Origin of the sequence: Aeromonas sp. ZOR0002 (assembly GCF_963866995.1) — a bacterium.
Classification (GTDB): domain Bacteria; phylum Pseudomonadota; class Gammaproteobacteria; order Enterobacterales; family Aeromonadaceae; genus Aeromonas; species Aeromonas caviae.
Window position 1 is genome coordinate 1 of record NZ_CAWMFQ010000235.1, and the last position, 18,772, is coordinate 18,772.

The following is an 18,772-nucleotide window of genomic DNA, read 5'->3' on the forward strand; positions in this document are numbered from 1 at the left end:
AAAGCTGCCGGCGCCCACCTTGCGCACCAGATACCCCTCCGCCTCGAGCCGGCCATAGGCCAGTTCCACCGTGCTGCGGGAGATCCCGAGATCCCGGGCCAGGAGACGGCTGGCGGGCAGGCGGCTGTGCAGGGGCAGGTGGCCCGCCAGGATGGCCTCGCGCAGGGTACGCACCAGTTGTTCGTGCAGGGGCAGATCCCCTTGCTGCTGGCTGGCGAAGAGCGTTGGCAGAACGGTCATGATGCGCTCCCGTTGGCGCGGGGGTTGCGCCCCTTTCGAGGCAGGGATCCTGCCCGCAGGGCATGGCGCGGCTGTGGGGCTGGCGACCGACGGGCAAAGCGGGTGGGGTGGATGGTCATGGTGGCGGCTCGATGAAATTGGTCTGCCCATATTGGCAAAATTGGTCGGCGTGGCAAGGCCATTTTGTCGCTACATTGGTGGTCACAGGGTGGCGCCAGCGGGCGGCACGGATTGGCAACACAAGGAGTCTGCATGTCGGAATACAGTGCCACCATCAGTTGGCAGCGGGGGGAGCACGAGCCCTTCGTCGATCAGCGTTACAGCCGGTCCCATGAGTGGGCGTTTGATGGCGGGGTCAGGGTGCCGGCCTCCTCCTCTCCCCATGTGGTGCCGCTGCCTTACTCGGTGGCGGAACATGTGGACCCGGAAGAGGCGTTTGTGGCGGCCCTCTCCAGTTGCCACATGCTCACCTTCCTCTGGTTGGCGGCGAAGGCGGGCTATCGGGTAGAGAGCTACCGGGACGAAGCGGTCGGCATCATGGCGAAAAACGGGCAAGGTCGCCTCGCCATGACCCGGGTCACCCTGCGTCCCAGGGTGATCTTCGGGGGAGAGCGGGAGCCCGCCCTGGCGGAGCTGGAGCAGTTGCACCACCAGGCCCATGAGGAGTGCTTCATCGCCAACTCGGTCAACACCGTCGTCACCACAGAGATCGTCATCTAGTCATCAGGAGCGTTCAGGATGAGTCATGTATTGAGCACAGGGGTGGCAGGGGCCGCCGAAGCCAGCGCCTTTTTCGAGGCCCAGCTGAAGTTTCGTACCGATCCGGCGGATCTGGCCGCCGATCTGCTGGCCGGGGCGGCGGGGATCGTGGTCATCGATACCCGCTCCCCCGCACACTATGCCGAGGGGCACATTCCCGGCGCCATCTCCTTCCCCCACAGGACCATGACGGCGTCGACCACGGCGGTACTGGACCGGAACCTGGTGTATGTCTGCTATTGCGACGGCATCGGCTGCAACGGTTCGACCCAGGGGGCCTACAAGCTGGCGTCCCTCGGGTTTGAGGTCAAGGAGTTGATAGGGGGTCTGCACTGGTGGCGTCAGGACGGTTTCGCCGTCGCCACGGGCAGCGAGCCCGGAGTGCTGCTGGAAGGGGGAATTGCCTGTGCCTGTTGAACGTTGCAATGAGGGGGGCGACGCCTCCCTGTCCGGCGCCGCCCTTTTCAACGACTTTGGGCAGCCTCTTGGGCGTGCGCAGCCAGAATGGCGCGGCGCCGAGTTCCCTCCCCACCGCGCACTGCATGGCTGGGGCTGTCGTCTCGAGCCCCTTGATCCCGAGCGCCACCTGGGGGATCTGTGGCAGGCATTCAGTGCCGACAGCGGGGCCATGTGGACTTACCTGACCAGCGGCCCTTTCGCGGACGAGGTCGCCATGGGGGTCTGGCTGCGGGAGGTCGCCACCAAGCGGGATCCCCAGTTCTACGGCATCATCGACGAGGGGAGCGGACGGGCGCTGGGGCTGGCGAGCTACCTGCGCATCGATCCCCTGGCGGGCAGCATCGAGGTGGGCTGGCTGCACTTCTCCCCCGCCATGCAGCAGTCACGGCTGGCGACGGCGGCCATGGTGTTGATGATGGCCAATGCCTTTGCTCTGGGATACCGGCGCTACGAGTGGAAGTGCAATGCCCTGAACCTGCCTTCGCGCCAGGCGGCCCTGCGCCTCGGCTTTCACTATGAGGGGACCTTCCGTCAGGCGCGGGTGGACAAGGGACACAACCGGGATACGGCCTGGTTCTCCGTCATCGACAGCGAGTGGCCCGCCCTGAAAGGGTGCTTCGAGCGCTGGCTGGAGGACGGCAACTTCGACCATGCCGGGCGTCAGCGTCGCCGACTCTCCGAACTGACCGCCACCTGCCGCTCTGCGGCGTGTTGAGGGCGACAGATCACCTGCGGGGACGGGGCGGTTTCCGGTGCCGGGGCTTTGGGTATCCTTCGCACACAGGCGCCAGATCCGACATCCAGACGCAAGAGGCGCCAGTCATGGCGCCTCTTTTGTTTGTTCAGTCGTGATGATCGCCGATGGGGGCCGCAATCCAGTTCATCAGCCGGACCATGTCCCCGGGGGCCACGCCGACCGAGAGCCCCCGCTTGCCACCGCTCACCAGGATCTCGTCGAAGGCCATGGCGGAGTCGTCCAGCACGGTGGGCAGCAGCTTCTTCTGGGCCAGGGGACTGATGCCGCCCACCTTGTAGCCGGTCAGCTTTTCGGCTTCCGCCGGCTTCATCATCTCCACCTTCTTGAGCCCGGTGGCCTTGGCGAGCTGCTTAAGGCTGCACATGCCCGAGGAGGGCACGATGGCCACCACCGCCTGCTTGTCGTGATGGGCGAGCAGGGTCTTGAACACCTGCGCCTCAGGCAGACCCAGTTGGGTAGCGGCATGCTTGCCGAAGTCGTCGTGGGCTTCGCACTCGTAGGGGTAGAGCCTGTGGGGGATCTTGAGCTTTTTCAGCAAGTTGATGGCGGGTGTCATGGGGTCTCCTCGAACCGTGGCAAGGCCAGACAGTCTGCGCCCGGGAGCCGGATGTGGCAAGAACCAGTCTTCACACCCAATCGGGGCCTGTGTTAGCGTAACCGGGTGCCGGATCCTATGATTTGGGCACTTGTCCCCGCATTCCAATGCAATGCGCCGGCGATCGAAAGGAATCGTAGCCATGAATACCACAGCACTTTGCGCTCGCGATATCGACGCGATGGATCGATATGAGACCCTCGCCAGGCTGACCGCCCTTGATCGGGCCTATGGCATGGTCGAGTTCGATCTCGATGGTCGCATGGTGTCGGTCAATCCCCTGTTTTGCGACATGCTGGGCTATCCCCCCGAAGCGCTGGTGGGCCAGTCCCATCTCATGCTCTTGCCGCCGGATCTGCAGGCGGAGCATGATCTCTTCTGGCAGAGGGTATTAGGTGGCGAGATCCAGTCGGGGGAGTTTCGCCGGGTCAGGCAAGGTGGCAACCCCCTCTGGCTCCATGCCACCTACATGCCCGTGACCGACGAGGCAGGCATCCTGCTGGGGGTGGTCAAGCTGGCGCACGACATTACCTCGGCTGTGATGGCCAAGCAGCGGGTCGAGCAGCAGAGCCAGCTGTTTGACATCGTGGTGGCCGCTCACCAGAGTTTTCTGCTCGATCGCAATTTCGGCTCCGCCTGCGACACCGTCTTCGAGCGGCTGCTGAGCGTGAGCGAAAGCTCCTATGGTTTCATCGGCATCATTCAGTACGAGGATGGCCGCCCCAGTCTCTATGTCCCCTCCATCTCCAATGTCTCCTGGGACGAGGCGACCCATGCCTGGTATGAGCAGCAGCGCCAGAGCCGGGGCGGGCTCATCTTCAGCAAGCTCGACAACCTGTTTGGGCACGTGGTGACCCACAATACCCTGGTGTGCTGCAACGATCTGCCGAGCCATCCAGCCAGTCGCGGTGTCTCCCCCCGTGGTCATCCGCACCTGGAGAGCTTCCTCGGCATTCCCATCCGCCACAAGGGAGAGGCGATCGGCATGATCGCCCTGGCCAACCGCCCGGGTGGCTTTGACGAGACCCATGTCAGCCTGCTCGAGCCCCTCACCACGGCCCTTGGCACCCTTATCCACGCCCGCAACCTGGAGGATGAGCGCAGCCGCATGGAGCGGGTGCTGCGCTTCAACGCCGAGCACGACTTCTTGACCAAGCTGCCCAACCGCAGCAGCTTTTTCCAGCAGGCCAACGTGTTGCTGGATCACGTCCAGCACCATCCCGCCGAAGGGGAGGCCTGCTGCCTGGCCTTGATAGACATCGACTTCTTCAAGCAAATCAATGATGTATATGGACACCTTGCCGGGGATGCCGTGCTGGCGTCGCTGGCGGGGCTCCTGATGCAGGCGGTGCGCAGCAAGGATCTGGTGGCGCGATTTGGCGGGGAGGAGTTCATCCTGCTGCTGCGGGGCACGACCCTGGAGGAGGCCCACACCATCATGGAGCGCATCCGGCACCAGGTGGAGCAGCACACCTTCCTGTACCAGCATCAGGCGATCACCGTCACCATCAGCGTGGGGCTCACCCCCTATCAGATGAGTTACAGGCGCATGGATGACTGGCTTCAGTGTGTGGACCAGCGACTTTATGAGGCAAAACGTCGTGGTCGCAACCAGGTCTCCTGATGAGAGGCTATATCGCGAAATAAAACAGGGCGCCATCATGGCGCCCTGTTTGTTGTGGATGTTTTTTTCCCTTAGAGGGGGCTGTGCTGGCGGCAATATCGGGATCCCCGTGCCCGGCAGAGACGAAAAAGGGCGCCGGGGCGCCCTTGTTTGCAACGGTCCGGGATCAGCCGGTGTTGCGCATGCCGGCGGCGATGCCGGCGATGGTGACCATCAGCGCCTGATCCAGCTCGGGGTGCAGGGTCTCCGGGTGGTTGCGGGAGCGATTGAGCAGCTCGGCCTGCAGCACGTTGAGCGGGTCTGTGTAGGGGTTGCGCAGCTTGATGGACTCCTTGATCCAGGGCTGATCGTCCAGCAGGTCGCCCTGCGGGCGCAGTTTCAGCACCACCTCGATGGAGTCGGCAAGCTCCTGACGCAGCTGCTTGCCGAGTGCCCACAGGTTCTCCGGCACCAGGCGGGTGTCATAGTATTCCGCCAGCCAGAGGTCGGCCTTGAGGAACACCATCTCCAGCATCTCGAGACGGGTGCGGAAGAAGGGCCACTGGCGGCTCATCTCGTCCAGCACGCTCTTCTGGCCGTCGTCGATGGCCTGTTGCAACCCCTTGTGGGCGCCGAGCCAGGCCGGCAGCATCAGCCGGTTCTGGGTCCAGGCGAAGATCCAGGGGATGGCGCGCAGGCTCTCGACACCGCCGTTGGGCTTGCGCTTGGCGGGGCGGGAACCGAGCGGCAGCTTGCCGAGCTCCATCTCCGGGGTGGCAGCACGGAAGTAGGGCACGAAGTCCGGGTGACCGCGCACGATACTGCGGTAGTGATCACAGGAGACAGACGCCAGCTGCTCCATCACGGCGCGCCAGCTCTCTTTCGGCTTGGGCGGCGGCAGCAGGTTCCCCTCCAGCACGGCGCTGGTGTAGAGGTTCAGGCTCTGGATGGCCACCTTCGGCAGGCCGAACTTGAAGCGGATCATCTCCCCCTGTTCGGTGACCCGCAGGCCGCCGCGCAGGGATCCCGGGGGTTGCGACAGGATCGCCTGATGGGCGGGGGCGCCGCCACGGCCGACGGTACCGCCGCGGCCATGGAACAGGGTGAGGCGGATGTTGTTGGCTTCAGCCAGCGCCACCAGGGATTCCATGGCGGCGTACTGGGCCCAGCCAGCGGCCATCATGCCCGCATCCTTGGCGGAGTCGGAGTAGCCGATCATCACGTACTGACGGCCCTGGATGTAACCGCGATACCAGTCCACCGACAGCAGGCGTTCCATCACGGCGGTGCCCGCCATCAGGTCTTCCTGGGTCTCGAACAGCGGGGCCACCGGCATGCGGAACTTGCAGCCGGCCTCTTTGAGCAACAACTGCACCGCCAGCACGTCGGACGGGGCACCGGCCATGGAGATGATGTAGATGCCGAACGCATCGGGGTCGTGCTGGGCGATGACGCGACAGGTGTCGATGGTCTCGCGGGTCTCGGCACTGGGATCCCAGTCGCTCGGGATGAGGGGGCGGCGGGAGTTCAGCTCGCGCAGCAGGAAGGCCTGCTTGTCCTCTTCGCTCCACTCGGCGTAGTCGCCCACACCCAGGTAGCGGGTCAGCTCGGAGAAGACCTGGCCGTGACGCTCGCCATCCTGACGGATGTCCAGCTTGACCAGGTGGATGCCGAAGCAGGCCAGCTTGCGTAGCACGTCCAGCAGCATGCCGTCGGCGATGTTGCCCATGCCGCAGGCGTGCAGGGAGTGGTAGCAGAGCTCCAGGGGCTCGCGCAGCTGGGCGGTGCTCTTGACCAGATCCCGGCTCTCGCTCGCCTGGCCCTGTACCTTGGCGGTCAGGTACTCCTGGGTCTCGCGCAGCTGCTCGCGCAGCTCACGCACCAGGGCGCGATAGGGCTCGGGATTGTCGCCGACCCGGGCACGCACGGCGTCGGTGCAATCGGCCATGGAGAGTTCGGAGGTGAGCTCCTTGATGTCCTTGTAGAACAGGCTCACCGCCATCCAGCGGCCCAGCTCCAGCACTTCGGCGGTCACCTTGGCGGTGACGAAGGGGTTGCCGTCGCGGTCACCGCCCATCCAGGAGGTGAACTTGACCGGCGCGGCATCCAGCGGCAGCCGCACACCCAGATGGTGTTGCAGGCGCTCGTCCAGATTGCGCATGAATTCGGGGATGGCCGGCCACAGGCTGTTTTCCACCACGGCGAAGCCCCACTTGGCTTCGTCCACCGGGGTGGGGCGCTGTTCGCGGATCTCGTTGGTGTGCCAGGCCTGGTTGACCAGTTGCTCGATGCGACTCTGGATCTTGTCCCGCTCGCGGGGCAGCAGATCGGAGAGTTCCAGGGCCTCGAGGCAGTCGTTGAGCTGCACGTGCTTGTGGATCAGGGTACGACGGGTCACCTCGGTGGGGTGAGCGGTCAGCACCAGATCGATGTCCAGCTCGCGCACGGCCTGGATGATGGCCTCCTGGGACAGGTTGGAGGCTTTCAGCTTGTCGAACATCTGCTCCAGCGGGTCCGGGGTGCAGACCTGCTCTTCGCAGCGACGGGAGATGGTGTGGAACTGCTCCGCCACGTTCGCCAGGTTGAGGAACTGGCTGAAGGCACGGGCCACGGGCAGCAGTTCGTCATCGGAGAGGGTACGCAGGGTGTCGAGCAGGCGCTCTCTGTCAGCCTCGTTCCCCTTGCGGGAAGACTTGGCCAGTTGGCGAATGGTCTCAATCTTGTCGAGGAAGGCCTGCCCCTGATGATCCTTGATGGATTTACCCAGCAGTTGGCCCAACATGCCTACGTTGGCCCGTAGTGCGGCGTACTTTTCGTTCATTCCACATCCTTATTTTGTTGGTGCCTCCTGACTTTCCAGGCGGGAGGCGACCTCACTTATTGTTGTGCGATTACAACATATGCTCCGTCATCTTAGGGGGACAATCTACCCAGATTGTCTGCGCAAGGTCAAATAACAAGCCGATTCAGAACATGTATTTCCCTCACCTGTCCCAAGGCGCCTGTCATGTAACTTACTTACATCCCTGTTTGGCTAGACGCAGAAGCGCCGGATCAGGTGCTGCAGCACCGCCGTGGTCGGTTTGACGAACGACAGATCCAGGTATTCATCGGGCTGGTGGGCCTGGGTGATATGGCCTGGGCCCATCACTATGGTCTCGCAACCCAGCTGCTGGATAAAGGGGGCTTCGGTGCAATAGTTCACGGACTCGGCGGCCCGGCCGCTCGCCTTTTCCGCCTCCCGCACCAGCTCGGAATCATCCTGGCAGGCATAGGCCGGAATGGGTTCGTGCAGGTGCTGCAGGTGCAGGCAGCCGGGCTGGTGGATCTCGATGGGGGAGAGCGCCTCTTTCAACATGCCCATCAGCTCGTCGGGTCCCACCTGCGGGGTGGGACGCATGTCGATGTGCAGCTCGCAGCAGCCGCAGATGCGGTTCGGGCTGTCGCCCCCCTGGATGTAGCCGAGGTTCAGGGTGGGCTGGGGCACGGCGAAGCGGTGATCCGCGTACTTCTCCTTCAGATCCTGCTGGAGCCTGAGCACCTGACCCATGGCCTTGTGCATGATCTCCATGGCATTGACGCCGTTGGCGGGATCCGAACTGTGGCCGCTTCGGCCTGTGATGCGAATAGCTTCCGACATGTGGCCCTTGTGGGCCACCACGGGCACCAGCCCGGTGGGTTCGCCGATCACCGCGTAGTCGGGTTTGAGTTCGGCTGCGGCGGCGATGGCGCGGGCCCCGGCCATGGTGGTCTCTTCATCGGCGGTGGCCAGGATGCGCAGCGGCTTGCTCAGGGTCTTGAGGTCGACCTCCTTGAGCGCTTCCACGATAAAGGCGAAGAAGCCCTTCATGTCGATGGTGCCGAGCCCGTACAGGCGGTTGCCCTCTTCGGTCACTTTGAAGGGGTCTTTGGTCCAGGCTCCTTCATCGAAGGGAACCGTATCCGTGTGACCCGCCAGCAGCAGCCCCCCTTCTCCCTGACCATAGGTCGCCACCAGGTTGAACTTGCCCGGCAGATCCGGCAGGGCCGTCACCTCGCACTGGAACCCAAGCTGGCCGAACCAGTCGGCCAGCAGCCGGATCACCGCCTCGTTGCTCTGATCCCAGCGAGTATCCGTGCTGCTGATAGAGGGAATCGCAATAATATTCTTATAAAGTGAAAAAAAATCCAGTTTGGCCATCAGCTCCTCCTTGCGTCCCCGGAGTGTTTCTGTTAGAAAATACAAATGCAAAGTGAGTGCATGAATATTCTGTTCGAGTGCTCATCGACAAGGCCTCTAGTTGTAAGGGAAAGTTAATGTTCTGTCACCTGATCTGTAACCGACGACGCATATCCGCCTGAATTGCCCCTCCGCACTCGTTGCATCAAAGGGGCGATAGCCGACCCCTTGCACCGCAGCACCATGCTGTGAATTTCGAACCCAGACTTGGAATACTCAAACATGCTTAAGACCGTTATCGTCGGTGCCAGTGGCTACGCGGGGGCCGAACTGGCCGCTCTGGTCCAGAACCATCCACAACTCGAGCTGTTCGGCCTCTATGTTTCCGCCGGCAGCCAGGACGCCCACAAACGTTTCTCTTCCCTGCATCCCCAGTGGGTGGGCAAGCTGGATCAGCCGCTGCTGCCCCTGGACGAAGACGGCATGACCCGGATCCTGACCCAGGCCGATCTGGTGGTGCTGGCCACTGCTCACGAGGTGAGTGCGGAACTCGCGCCCAAGTTCCTGGCCAAGGGGTTGCCGGTGTTCGATCTCTCCGGTGCCTTCCGGGTCAACGATCAGCAGTTCTACTCCTCCTTCTACGGCTTCACCCACGAGAATGAGCAGTGGCTGGAGCAGGCCGCCTACGGTCTGGCCGAGTGGAATGCCGATGCCGTCAAGGCCGCCCAGCTGATTGCCGTGCCGGGATGCTACCCGACCGCCTCCCTGTGCGCCCTCAAGCCGCTGCAACAGGCCGGGCTGATTGCCCAGGGGTGGCAGCCCATCATCAATGCGGTTTCCGGCGTCTCCGGGGCCGGTCGCAAGGCCGCCATCAACACCAGTTTCTGCGAAGTGAGCCTCAATCCCTACGGCACCTTCAATCACAGGCACCAGCCGGAGATCAGCCACCACCTCGGCAAGGAGGTGCTGTTCCAGCCCCACCTCGGCAACTATGTGCGGGGCATCCTGGCCACCATCTATGTGCAACTGGCAGAAGGGGTGACGCCGACCCAGGTGGATCAGGCCTACCTCAAGGCCTACGAAGGCAAGCCCCTGGTACGGCTCACCGGCCAGATGCCCTCCATCCGAGGCGTGGCGAGCACGCCCTACTGCGACATCGCCTGGCAGCAGCAGGGCAACATGCTGGTGGTGGTTTCTGCCATCGACAACCTGCTCAAGGGGGCCGCCTCGCAAGCCATGCAGTGCATAAATATCAAGTTTGGTTTTGAACCGGCCACCGGCCTGATTTAACGCTTTAAGAAAGGATCGAGAAGATGGACAAGCAGACGCTGGTAATCAAGTTGGGTGGTGCCCTGATCGAGAACGACGAGGCCCTGACCGCCCTGTTCGCCACCCTGAAGACCTTCCTGGATGATCAGCACCGTCCTCTGGTGCTGGTGCACGGTGGTGGCTGCCTGGTGGACGACCTGCTCAAGGGGCTGGGCATGACCTCCACCAAGAAGAACGGCCTGCGGGTGACCCCGTTCGAGCAGATCCCCGTGATTGCCGGTGCCCTGGCCGGGACCGCCAACAAGATGATGATGGCCAAGGCCATCTCCACCGGCATTCCTGCTGTGGGTCTGTGCCTCGCCGACGGGGGTCTGTGCCAGGTGACCCAGCTCGATCCGGATCTCGGTGCGGTCGGTGACTGCAAACCGGGCAACCCGGCGCTGGTGGCCGGCATCCTGGGGCAGGGCTTCCTGCCGGTGGTGAGCTCCATCGGCATCACCGCCGACGGACAGATGATGAACGTCAATGCGGATCAGGCGGCCACCGCCATCGCCGAAGCGCTGGGCGCCGATCTGGTGATGCTGTCGGATGTGAGCGGCATTCTGGATGGCAAGGGCAAGCTGGTGCCGCAACTGGACAAGCAGAGCGCGCTGGACCTGATGGAGAAAGGCGTTATCACGGACGGCATGGCCGTCAAGGTGAAAGCCGCCCTGCACGCCGCCGAAACCCTGGGCAAGCCGGTCTGTGTCGCCAGCTGGCGCTACCCGGATCAGCTGCTCAAGCTGCTGGCTGGCGGCGCGGTCGGCACCCAGGTCACCCTCTGATCACCACCGGGAAAAGGACAATCCGATGCAACATCTTCTGAAAGACAGTGATTTAAGCAAGGCCCAGATCGAGGCGCTGCTGGCGCTTGGCAAGGCGGTCAAGACCGATCCGAAGAAATACAGCCAGGCCCTGGCGGGCAAGAGCGTGGTCACCCTGTTCGAGAAGCCCTCCCTGCGTACCCGGGTCACCTTCGACATCGGCATCGCCAAACTGGGTGGTCACAGTGTCTATCTGGATCAGCAGAACGGGGCGCTCGGCAAGCGGGAGTCGGTGAAGGATTTCGCCAGCAACCTGTCCCGCTGGTGTGACGCCATCGTCGCCCGGGTGTTCGATCACCAGACCCTGGTCGAGCTGGCCGAGTTCGGCTCGGTGCCTGTGGTCAACAGCCTGTGCAACCTCTACCACCCCTGCCAGGGGCTGGCGGATTTCATGACCATCAGCGAGCACTACAGCGATCTGTCCAAGGTGAAGCTGGCCTATCTCGGCGATGGCAACAACGTGAGCCACTCCCTGCTGCTGCTGGGGGCGACCCTCGGTACCGACGTGACCCTGGTCTGCCCGAAAGGCCATGGCCCTGATACCCAGATCTTCCTGCAGGCCCAGGCGCTGGCAGCTCAATCTGGCGCGACCATACATATCAGCGATGATGTCGCGGATATCGAAGGCTTTGACGTGGTTTATACCGATACCTGGGTTTCCATGGGTGACAACACACCAATGGAGCAGGTAAAAGATATCTTCATGCCTTATCAGATCAACCAGGCCCTGCTCGATCGGACCGGCATCCAGCATGTGCTGCACTGCCAGCCGGCCCACCGGGAGCTGGAGATCACCTCGGAGGTCATGGACGGCCCAGCCTCCCTCATCATGGATGAGGCAGAAAACCGGATGCATATCCAGAACGCCGTGCTGCTGACCCTGTTCGGACAGGGCCAGAAGTAATCCGGCAACCGACCCGGAATCACCCCTTTTTATCGAATCATCACGGAGAGAAGTAAATGAGCGGAATCAACAAGATCGTACTGGCTTACTCGGGCGGACTGGATACCTCGGCCATCATTCCCTGGCTGAAGGAGCACTATGACGCTGAAATCATCGCCTTCGTCGCCGACGTGGGCCAGGAGCGTGACGATCTGGAAGGGATCGAGCAGAAGGCCATCGCCTCCGGCGCGGTCAAGTGCATCGTCAAGGATCTGCGGGAAGAGTTCGTCAAAGAGTATGTCTACCCGACCCTGAAGACCGGCGCCGTCTATGAAGGCACCTACCTGCTGGGCACCTCCATGGCCCGTCCGGTGATCGCCAAGGCGATGGTCGAGGCTGCCCTGGCAGAAGGGGCTGATGCCATCTCCCACGGTTGCACCGGCAAGGGCAACGACCAGGTTCGGTTCGAAGGGGCGGTAGCTGCCCTGGCGCCCCAGCTGAAAGTGATCGCCCCGTGGCGGTTGTGGGACATGCGTTCCCGGGAAGATCTGCTGGCCTATCTGGAAGCCCGCAACATCCCCTGCAAGGCGACCCTGAAGAAGATCTACAGCCGTGATGCTAACGCCTGGCACATCTCCACCGAGGGTGGCGAGTTGGAGAGCACCTGGAACGAGCCGTCCGAAGCCGTCTGGCAGTGGACCGTCTCTGCAGAGGATGCCCCGAACGAGCCGGAATACGTCAAGCTGACCGTGGCCAAGGGCGAAGTGGTCGCCGTTGACGATCAGCCGCTCAGCCCGCACCAGATCCTGACCACCCTGAACGAGCGTGCCGGCAAGCACGGCGTGGGCCGGATCGACATCACCGAGAACCGGATGGTGGGCATGAAGTCCCGTGGCTGCTACGAGACCCCGGGTGGTACCGTGATGGTTGCCGCACTGCGCGCCGTGGAAGAGCTGGTACTGGACAGACCGACCCGCGCCTGGCGGGAAAAGCTGGGTGCCGAGTTCTCCCACCTGGTGTATGACGGTCGCTGGTTCACCCCGCTGTGCAAGGCCATTGTCGCCTCCGCCAACGCCATCGCCGAGGAGCTCGACGGTGAAGTGGTGCTGAAGATGTACAAGGGTCAGGTCACCGCGGTGCAGAAGAAGTCGCCGAACAGCCTCTACTCCGAAGACTTCGCCACCTTCGGTGCCGACGAAGTGTACGATCAGAGCCATGCCGAAGGCTTCATCCGTCTCTACACCCTGGCGAGCCGGATCCGCGCCATGAAAGAGCAGCATCAAGCCATCGGTGGCGACCATACCCACGGCTAAACAAGCGCTATCACCCGTTGATTCGAGGGGGCATGGCCCCCTCTTTTACAGGCAAAGAGGCCCTTTGCCATCCTCATCGGGTGTGACAAGAGCGGCTGCGCCCTGGCCGCTTCTGTGAGATAACAGGCTCGCAGAAAAACAGGGCAAGATTTCAAGTTCGACGGCGCAAGGCGCCGCCGACAACGCATTCAAGGAGAGCAGTATGGCACTTTGGGGTGGACGCTTCAGTCAGGGAGCCGATAGCCGGTTCAAGCAGTTCAACGATTCGCTGCGGTTCGACTACCGTCTGGCGGAGCAGGATATTCAGGGCTCCATGGCCTGGGCCAAAGCGCTGGTCAAGGTGGGCGTGTTGACCGAGGGTGAGCAGGCTCAGTTGCAGCAGGCGATGGACGTGCTGCTCGCCTCCGTGCAGCAGGATCCCCAGCAGATCCTGAACTCGGACGCCGAAGACATCCACTCCTGGGTCGAGAGCCAGCTCATCGACGCCGTCGGCGCCCTTGGCAAGAAGCTGCACACCGGTCGCTCGCGCAACGATCAGGTCGCCACCGACCTCAAACTCTGGTGCAAGGCACAGGGCGAGCTGCTGCTCGGCTCCATCACCGCCCTGCAACAGGGGCTGGTGGCCTCCGCCCGCGCCAATCAGGCCGCGGTGCTGCCCGGTTACACCCACCTGCAGCGTGCCCAACCGGTCACTTACGCCCACTGGGCCCTGGCCTATGTGGAGATGCTGGAGCGGGACCATTCCCGTCTGCAGGATGCCCTCAAGCGCCTCGACACCAGCCCCCTCGGCTGCGGCGCCCTGGCAGGCACCGCCTATGCCATCGACCGGGAGGCGCTGGCGCTCGACATGGGCTTTAGCGGCGCCACCCGCAACAGCCTGGATTCGGTCTCCGACCGGGATCACGTGGTGGAGCTGATGCACGTGGCGTCCCTCTCCATGACCCACCTGTCGCGCTTTGCCGAAGACCTCATCTTCTACAACACCGGCGAGGCGGGCTTTGTCGAGCTCTCAGATGCGGTCACCTCCGGCTCGTCCCTGATGCCCCAGAAGAAGAACCCGGACGCGCTGGAGCTCATTCGTGGCAAGACCGGCCGGGTGGTCGGCGCCCAGATGGGCATGCTGATGAGCCTCAAGGCGTTGCCGCTGGCCTACAACAAGGACATGCAGGAAGACAAGGAGGGGCTGTTCGATGCCCTCGACACCTGGCACGACTGCCTCGACATGGCGGCGCTGGTGCTGATCGATCTGAAGGTCAATGGCGAGCGTACCAAGGCGGCGGCCCAGGGCGGTTACGCCAATGCCACCGAACTGGCGGACTATCTGGTGGCCAAGGGCATTCCGTTCCGCGAGGCGCACCATATCGTCGGCGAGACTGTGGTCTATGCGATCCAGGTGAAAAAGCCCCTGGAAGAACTCTCCCTCCCCGAGTTCCAGCGCTTCAGCCCCGTGGTGGGGGAGGATGTTTACCCGAACCTGGAGCTGGAAGCGACTCTGGCCAAGCGGGTTGCCAAGGGAGGCGTCGCTCGCGAGCAGATAGAGGCAGCCCTCACCGCCGCCGAGGCCTGGCTGGCCAAACGGGCGGGTTAAGCCAAGCGGCTCGCCATGGGAACAAGAAGGCAGAACGGCAACCCCAGGGTTGCCGTTTTTTTATGGGCACGCCTCGGCGCCGTGGGGCGCGTTGACCAGAAGCTGTTCAGCCCCTGTGTCCGGCGCTGGCCTGATGCACGGCGTCCGTGAGCAGTCGTTGCAACTGGCATCTGGCCTCGTCGGTTTCATGGCTGGCGGCGAGCAGCACCACCCCCAGGGTACCCGGTGAGGGCAGTACGCCGCCGAGGGTGGCGAGACTGGCCGGCATGCCGATGGGGGAACGCACCGTGATCCCGAGCCCGGCCTGCACGGCGGCCCAGATCCCGCCCAGGCTCTGGCTGGTGAAGGCGATCCGCCAGGGGATCCCGGCATCGTCGAGGGCGCGGATGGCCCGCGCCCGCATCAGGCAGGGGGCATCGAAGAGCACCAGGGGCAGGGGCTCCCCGCGCGCGAGCAAAGGGGCGAGGTCCCACTCGGGGTGGGCAATCCAGGCCAGTTGCACCACCTCGATGAGGGGAAGATCCTCCCGCTCTCCCTGTGGCTGCCAGGCGAGAGCCATATCGAGGGTGCCCTCCCTGATCCCCTGCACTAGAGCCCCGTTGCGATCGATGCGGGTTGTCATGCGCAGGGCCGGGTGCTGACGACAGAGGGGCCCCAGCACGGCGGGGAGCAAAGATTCGCCGAAGTCCTCCTGCACCCCGAGCCGGATCTCCCCTTGCAGCAATTCCCCTTTGAGGGCGAGCACGGCTTCGTCATTGAGCGCCAGCAGCCGCTTGGCGTAGCCCAGCAGGCGCTCACCGCTGGCTGTCGGCACCAGGTGACGTCCCTGCTTCATGACCAGATCGGTGCCGCACTGCTGTTCGAGTTTTTTCAACTGGGCGCTGACCGCCGAGGTGGAGCGGCACAGCCGCTGCGCCGCCAGCGCAAAGCTGCCGCACTCCAGCCCCAGCACGTAGCTGCGCAGGGCATCGAGATCCAGGCTGGGGGGAAGGGGTGACATAACTATCCTTATAATCGGGATGATTGGTCTTGAATATTTCGATTTTTTAAATTGTAGCAGTGAGGGAGAGTGGCTTCATCCACCAAGGAGATTGCCATGACACCCGATGTTCCCGATCGCGCCACCCTGGCGCAGCTTGCCCCCCGACTCGCCCGACTGGCGGAAGAGACGCTGTTTGGCGATATCTGGCAGCGCCCCACCCTCTCGGCCCGCGAGCGCAGCCTGATCACCCTGGCCATCCTGGCGTCCCTGGGCCGGGTGCAACAACTGCCCTGGCATATTGCATTCGCCCGGCAAAACGGCCTGTCCCGGGATGAGCTGGAAGAGCTGTTCACCCATCTTGCCTTCTACGCCGGTTTGCCCGCCGCAGTGACGGCCGTGGGCTATCTGCCCCCCCGCGAGGAGGTGACCCCATGCCGCTGACCCGTATCACCCTGTGCGAGGGGATGAGCGACGCACACCTGCAACAACTCAGCGCCCTCTACCACCAGACCCTGGTGGAGGTGTTCGAGGTGCCGCCGAAGGATAAATTCCAGATCCTCGAGATCTTGCCTGCCAGTGCGCTCATCTATGACCCCCACTACCAGACCGGCCGCCGGGACCAGGGTTTCATCCTCTTCCAGATCCTGGCGGGCAAGGTGCGCAGCACCGCGACCAGAGAGCGGCTTTATGCACGTCTCGCCGAGCGCCTTGAGGCCGAGCTTGGGATCCACCCCGACAACCTCATGGTGGTGATCCAGCAGACCGATGCCGAGGCGTGGAGTTTCGGCCAGGGCCGGATGTTCAGACAGGAGGTGGCCTCATGATCGCCATGCACTACCGATTCACCCTGCCCGCAGACTACGACATGGCGCTGATCGAGCAGCGGATCGCCAGCAATGGCGCCAGACTGGACGGCTTTCCCGGTCTGTTGTTCAAGGCCTATCTCTACAGCCGTCAGGACGATGGGGCCCTGCCGGGGCAGGAGAACCGCTATGCCCCCTTCTATGTGTGGCACAGCGCCGAGGCGATGCACCGATTCCTGGCAAGCGAGGGATTCGCGGCGCTCACCCGGCATTTCGGATGGCCCCGCATCGAGACCTGGCATCTGCTGCGGGCGCCGGATCCGGCCTCCCTCGACGGGGTTTGCATGGCCAGGCTGCGGCGCACCAAGGTCACTTCCCACGGCGAGCTTGCCGACCTGCACGGCGAGGCCATGGTGAGCGGCTGGGATCTCACCCGATGGGAATGGCTGGAGGCGGATTTTCTCCCGTCCCTCTCATCGCCCTTGCCTGGCGGGGGCGAGATCTACCGTATCGGCTATTTGGCGAAGGGGGGCGGGGTGTAAAGCGGAATTATCTTTGTCATTGAGGCTGTTTTTCCATTCACTTGGGCTGTGAAAGTGATATTCGCATCGTGAACATAGGGTGTTATATCTCGCTTGTGGATGATGATGTGGCATTGCGGCCACCTGCTGCAATGAACTGGCTCAGTGGGGCACATTCGGGGTGACGGCCCGCGCCGGGCAGGGCATGATCCCGCTGCAATGCGTATGGACGCGTCAACCGGATCAAGGAGTTCCCATGTACCTGCCACCCCATTTCGCCGTTACCGACCCCGAGGCGCTGCACCAGCTGATGCAGGCGCACCCCCTGGGGGCCCTGATCACCTGTGGTGAAGGGGGGCTGGATGCCAACCACCTGCCGTTCGAGTTTGATGGGGCGCAGGGGGCCCACGGTGTGCTGCGGGCCCATGTGGCCCGCAACAACCCACTCTGGCAGGAGGTGAAAGAGGGCGACGAGGTGCTGGTGATCTTCCGCGCCGCCGAGGGTTATATCTCCCCCAGCTGGTATCCGGGCAAGCAGGTGCATCATCAGCAGGTGCCCACCTGGAACTATGCCGTGGTGCACGCCCATGGACGTATCCGGGTGAGGGACGATGCCCGCTTCGTGCGTCGCCTGCTCGCGACCCTGACCCGTACCCACGAGGCGGGAGAGTCCATTCCCTGGAAGATGGCGGATGCGCCGCGAGACTATCTCGAGACCATGGTGCAGGCCGTGGTGGGCATAGAGATCGAGATTGAGCGGCTGGTCGGCAAGTTCAAGCTGGGTCAGAACAAGGAGACAGCGGATCGCCTGGGAGCGGCCAATGCCCTGCAGGATCGCGGGCAGACCGCGCTGGCCGGCGCCATGCTGAACCCGCCCCCTTCACAGCCCTAGCGTGGCACCCAGGGAGCTGCTCGACAAAAACGGCAACCGTCTGGTTGCCGTTTTTCATGGTTCCACTCCCGCTCACGCGCTGGCATTGAGCAGCTTGCCGACGCCTTCCCCCGGGCCCTGTGGCAGGGTTTGCTTGAAGGCAGAAAGCAGCTGATCGAGGTTGAGGTCGCTGTTGCCGAGGGAGCCCTTGAGGGTGTCGAGCTCGCTTTGCAGCGCATCGAGGCGGGTGCTCTGGGTGCCGTCTGCCAACTGGGTGCGGGCGGCATCGATGGCCTGGGGCAGGGGCTGATCCGAGGATTCCTGACCCAGGGTCTGCATCAACGCCCCCATGAAGTGGTTGATGGCGGGGCGGTTCTGCTCGCTGTCAGCCTCCTGGATGCCGAGGCGCTGGAACAGGCTCTGCACCATGGGGGCAAGCTGCGCTTCCTGCACGACAGGCTCGGCCTTGGCCTGTGGCGTGCTGTCGCCCAGCAGCTTGCTGCCGAGCTTGATGGCAAGGGAGGCGAGGGGAAGCAGGGTGCCGATGGCGATCATGATGTCACTCTCCGTACGACTGATGTCATGACGGAGCAGGGAATGGGCCAGCTTGGCGATCATTCAACCGAAAAATGGCAGGGGATTGATCCTGCTGTGAATTTCGCTTTTGCCAGGCAGAGGACGGGCGGGTGCGAGCGGGGGCGGCGGCAAACCCTTGCAGCCCGGGGGCTGGCCGGTTTGCCGCCCGGCTTGCCGGATCAGAGCTCCTTGAACGGGCGGCGCTTCTCCTCCTCGATGACGATGGCCTCCAGATTGGCGACCCGCTCCTGCAACTCCCTGATGATGAGATCCTGTTTGCCGAGGCGATCCGTGATGCGGGCATCCCCCATCTGGTAGCGGGCGCGCTTGGTGAGATAGCTGAACGACACGCTGATAAAGACGATCAGGACGATACCTGTCCACATGGTCATGAATGACTCCTTTCAAGATTTGAACGAGAGGATCTGTCTCCCGCGCTGTCGTTGTCTCATACCCGACCTTGGGCGGCAATGCCCGCCTGGTGGCTCAGAGTCCCTGCCAGAGCGGCCAGCCGAGCCAGATCCCGAGCAG

20 protein-coding genes are annotated in these 18,772 nt (G+C 63.4%); 13 read left to right on the forward strand and 7 right to left on the reverse strand.

Annotated elements, in window-relative coordinates; translation table 11 throughout:
• The coding region (locus AACR77_RS13225) for a GntR family transcriptional regulator (protein WP_042878341.1) at window positions 1-240 on the reverse strand (240 nt) is incomplete at its 3' end.
• Window positions 241-492: 252 nt separating this feature from the next.
• Here AACR77_RS13225 and AACR77_RS13230 point away from each other — a divergent pair.
• The 3 genes from AACR77_RS13230 to AACR77_RS13240 are packed head-to-tail and all read left to right on the forward strand — an operon-like array spanning window position 493 to window position 2,173.
• Complete coding sequence (locus tag AACR77_RS13230) at window positions 493-960, forward strand: OsmC family protein (RefSeq protein WP_042878343.1); 468 nt, start codon at window positions 493-495, stop codon at window positions 958-960.
• 18 nt (window positions 961-978) lie between these two features.
• Window positions 979-1,416: a rhodanese-like domain-containing protein gene (locus AACR77_RS13235; RefSeq protein ID WP_042878345.1), complete on the forward strand. Its 438-nt coding sequence runs from the start codon at window positions 979-981 to the stop codon at window positions 1,414-1,416.
• Between the two features lie 28 nt (window positions 1,417-1,444).
• Window positions 1,445-2,173, forward strand: a complete 729-nt coding sequence (locus tag AACR77_RS13240; RefSeq protein WP_042878362.1) for a GNAT family N-acetyltransferase — start codon at window positions 1,445-1,447, stop codon at window positions 2,171-2,173.
• Window positions 2,174-2,300: 127 nt separating this feature from the next.
• Here AACR77_RS13240 and ybaK read toward each other — a convergent pair whose 3' ends face one another.
• Window positions 2,301-2,771 (reverse strand): Cys-tRNA(Pro) deacylase, encoded by a 471-nt coding sequence (gene ybaK, locus AACR77_RS13245; protein WP_010675694.1) that lies wholly within the window; start codon window positions 2,769-2,771, stop codon window positions 2,301-2,303.
• Window positions 2,772-2,952: 181 nt separating this feature from the next.
• On the opposite strand from ybaK, the gene AACR77_RS13250 reads away from it, so the two are divergent.
• Window positions 2,953-4,434 carry a GGDEF domain-containing protein gene (locus tag AACR77_RS13250; RefSeq protein ID WP_042878347.1) on the forward strand — a complete coding sequence of 494 codons (1,482 nt, stop codon included), beginning with the start codon at window positions 2,953-2,955 and terminating at the stop codon, window positions 4,432-4,434.
• A gap of 166 nt (window positions 4,435-4,600) precedes the next feature.
• Here AACR77_RS13250 and ppc read toward each other — a convergent pair whose 3' ends face one another.
• Complete coding sequence (gene ppc, locus AACR77_RS13255) at window positions 4,601-7,234, reverse strand: phosphoenolpyruvate carboxylase (protein WP_010675692.1); 2,634 nt, start codon at window positions 7,232-7,234, stop codon at window positions 4,601-4,603.
• 213 nt (window positions 7,235-7,447) lie between these two features.
• On the reverse strand, window positions 7,448-8,593 hold the full coding sequence (argE, locus tag AACR77_RS13260) for an acetylornithine deacetylase (RefSeq protein ID WP_039040568.1): 1,146 nt from the start codon (window positions 8,591-8,593) through the stop codon (window positions 7,448-7,450).
• A 261-nt stretch (window positions 8,594-8,854) separates the two neighbouring features.
• Here argE and argC point away from each other — a divergent pair, with 261 nt between their 5' ends.
• From argC to argH, 5 genes are all read left to right on the forward strand, one after another.
• Window positions 8,855-9,862, forward strand: a complete 1,008-nt coding sequence (gene argC, locus AACR77_RS13265) for an N-acetyl-gamma-glutamyl-phosphate reductase (RefSeq protein WP_010675690.1) — start codon at window positions 8,855-8,857, stop codon at window positions 9,860-9,862.
• A 23-nt stretch (window positions 9,863-9,885) separates the two neighbouring features.
• The gene (gene argB, locus AACR77_RS13270; RefSeq protein ID WP_010675689.1) at window positions 9,886-10,665 is read left to right on the forward strand and encodes an acetylglutamate kinase; all 780 of its coding nucleotides are present in this window, start codon (window positions 9,886-9,888) and stop codon (window positions 10,663-10,665) included.
• A 25-nt stretch (window positions 10,666-10,690) separates the two neighbouring features.
• Entirely contained in the window at window positions 10,691-11,608 is a 918-nt protein-coding gene (locus AACR77_RS13275) for an ornithine carbamoyltransferase (RefSeq protein ID WP_042878349.1), read from the forward strand.
• A 56-nt stretch (window positions 11,609-11,664) separates the two neighbouring features.
• On the forward strand, window positions 11,665-12,900 hold the full coding sequence (locus tag AACR77_RS13280; RefSeq protein ID WP_010675687.1) for an argininosuccinate synthase: 1,236 nt from the start codon (window positions 11,665-11,667) through the stop codon (window positions 12,898-12,900).
• Window positions 12,901-13,102: 202 nt separating this feature from the next.
• On the forward strand, window positions 13,103-14,488 hold the full coding sequence (argH, locus tag AACR77_RS13285; RefSeq protein ID WP_042878351.1) for an argininosuccinate lyase: 1,386 nt from the start codon (window positions 13,103-13,105) through the stop codon (window positions 14,486-14,488).
• A 106-nt stretch (window positions 14,489-14,594) separates the two neighbouring features.
• Here the strand turns inward: argH and AACR77_RS13290 are convergent, their stop codons facing one another.
• A complete protein-coding gene (locus AACR77_RS13290; protein WP_042878353.1) occupies window positions 14,595-15,488 on the reverse strand; it encodes a LysR substrate-binding domain-containing protein in 894 nt (297 codons plus the stop codon).
• A 96-nt stretch (window positions 15,489-15,584) separates the two neighbouring features.
• Between AACR77_RS13290 and AACR77_RS13295 the strand changes: the two genes are divergently transcribed.
• From AACR77_RS13295 to AACR77_RS13310, 4 genes are all read left to right on the forward strand, one after another.
• A complete protein-coding gene (locus tag AACR77_RS13295) occupies window positions 15,585-15,911 on the forward strand; it encodes a carboxymuconolactone decarboxylase family protein (RefSeq protein WP_010675684.1) in 327 nt (108 codons plus the stop codon).
• A complete protein-coding gene (locus AACR77_RS13300) occupies window positions 15,902-16,294 on the forward strand; it encodes a tautomerase family protein (RefSeq protein WP_010675683.1) in 393 nt (130 codons plus the stop codon). Before AACR77_RS13295 ends, AACR77_RS13300 begins: the two co-directional genes overlap by 10 nt.
• Entirely contained in the window at window positions 16,291-16,815 is a 525-nt protein-coding gene (locus tag AACR77_RS13305; protein ID WP_042878355.1) for a DUF4865 family protein, read from the forward strand. Before AACR77_RS13300 ends, AACR77_RS13305 begins: the two co-directional genes overlap by 4 nt.
• Before the next feature lie 235 nt (window positions 16,816-17,050).
• Window positions 17,051-17,686 (forward strand): FMN-binding negative transcriptional regulator, encoded by a 636-nt coding sequence (locus AACR77_RS13310; protein ID WP_042878357.1) that lies wholly within the window; start codon window positions 17,051-17,053, stop codon window positions 17,684-17,686.
• Between the two features lie 72 nt (window positions 17,687-17,758).
• Here AACR77_RS13310 and AACR77_RS13315 read toward each other — a convergent pair whose 3' ends face one another.
• Window positions 17,759-18,220 (reverse strand): hypothetical protein, encoded by a 462-nt coding sequence (locus tag AACR77_RS13315; protein ID WP_042878364.1) that lies wholly within the window; start codon window positions 18,218-18,220, stop codon window positions 17,759-17,761.
• 200 nt (window positions 18,221-18,420) lie between these two features.
• Window positions 18,421-18,633, reverse strand: a complete 213-nt coding sequence (locus AACR77_RS13320) for a hypothetical protein (protein WP_042878360.1) — start codon at window positions 18,631-18,633, stop codon at window positions 18,421-18,423.
• Window positions 18,634-18,772 lie beyond the last annotated feature (139 nt).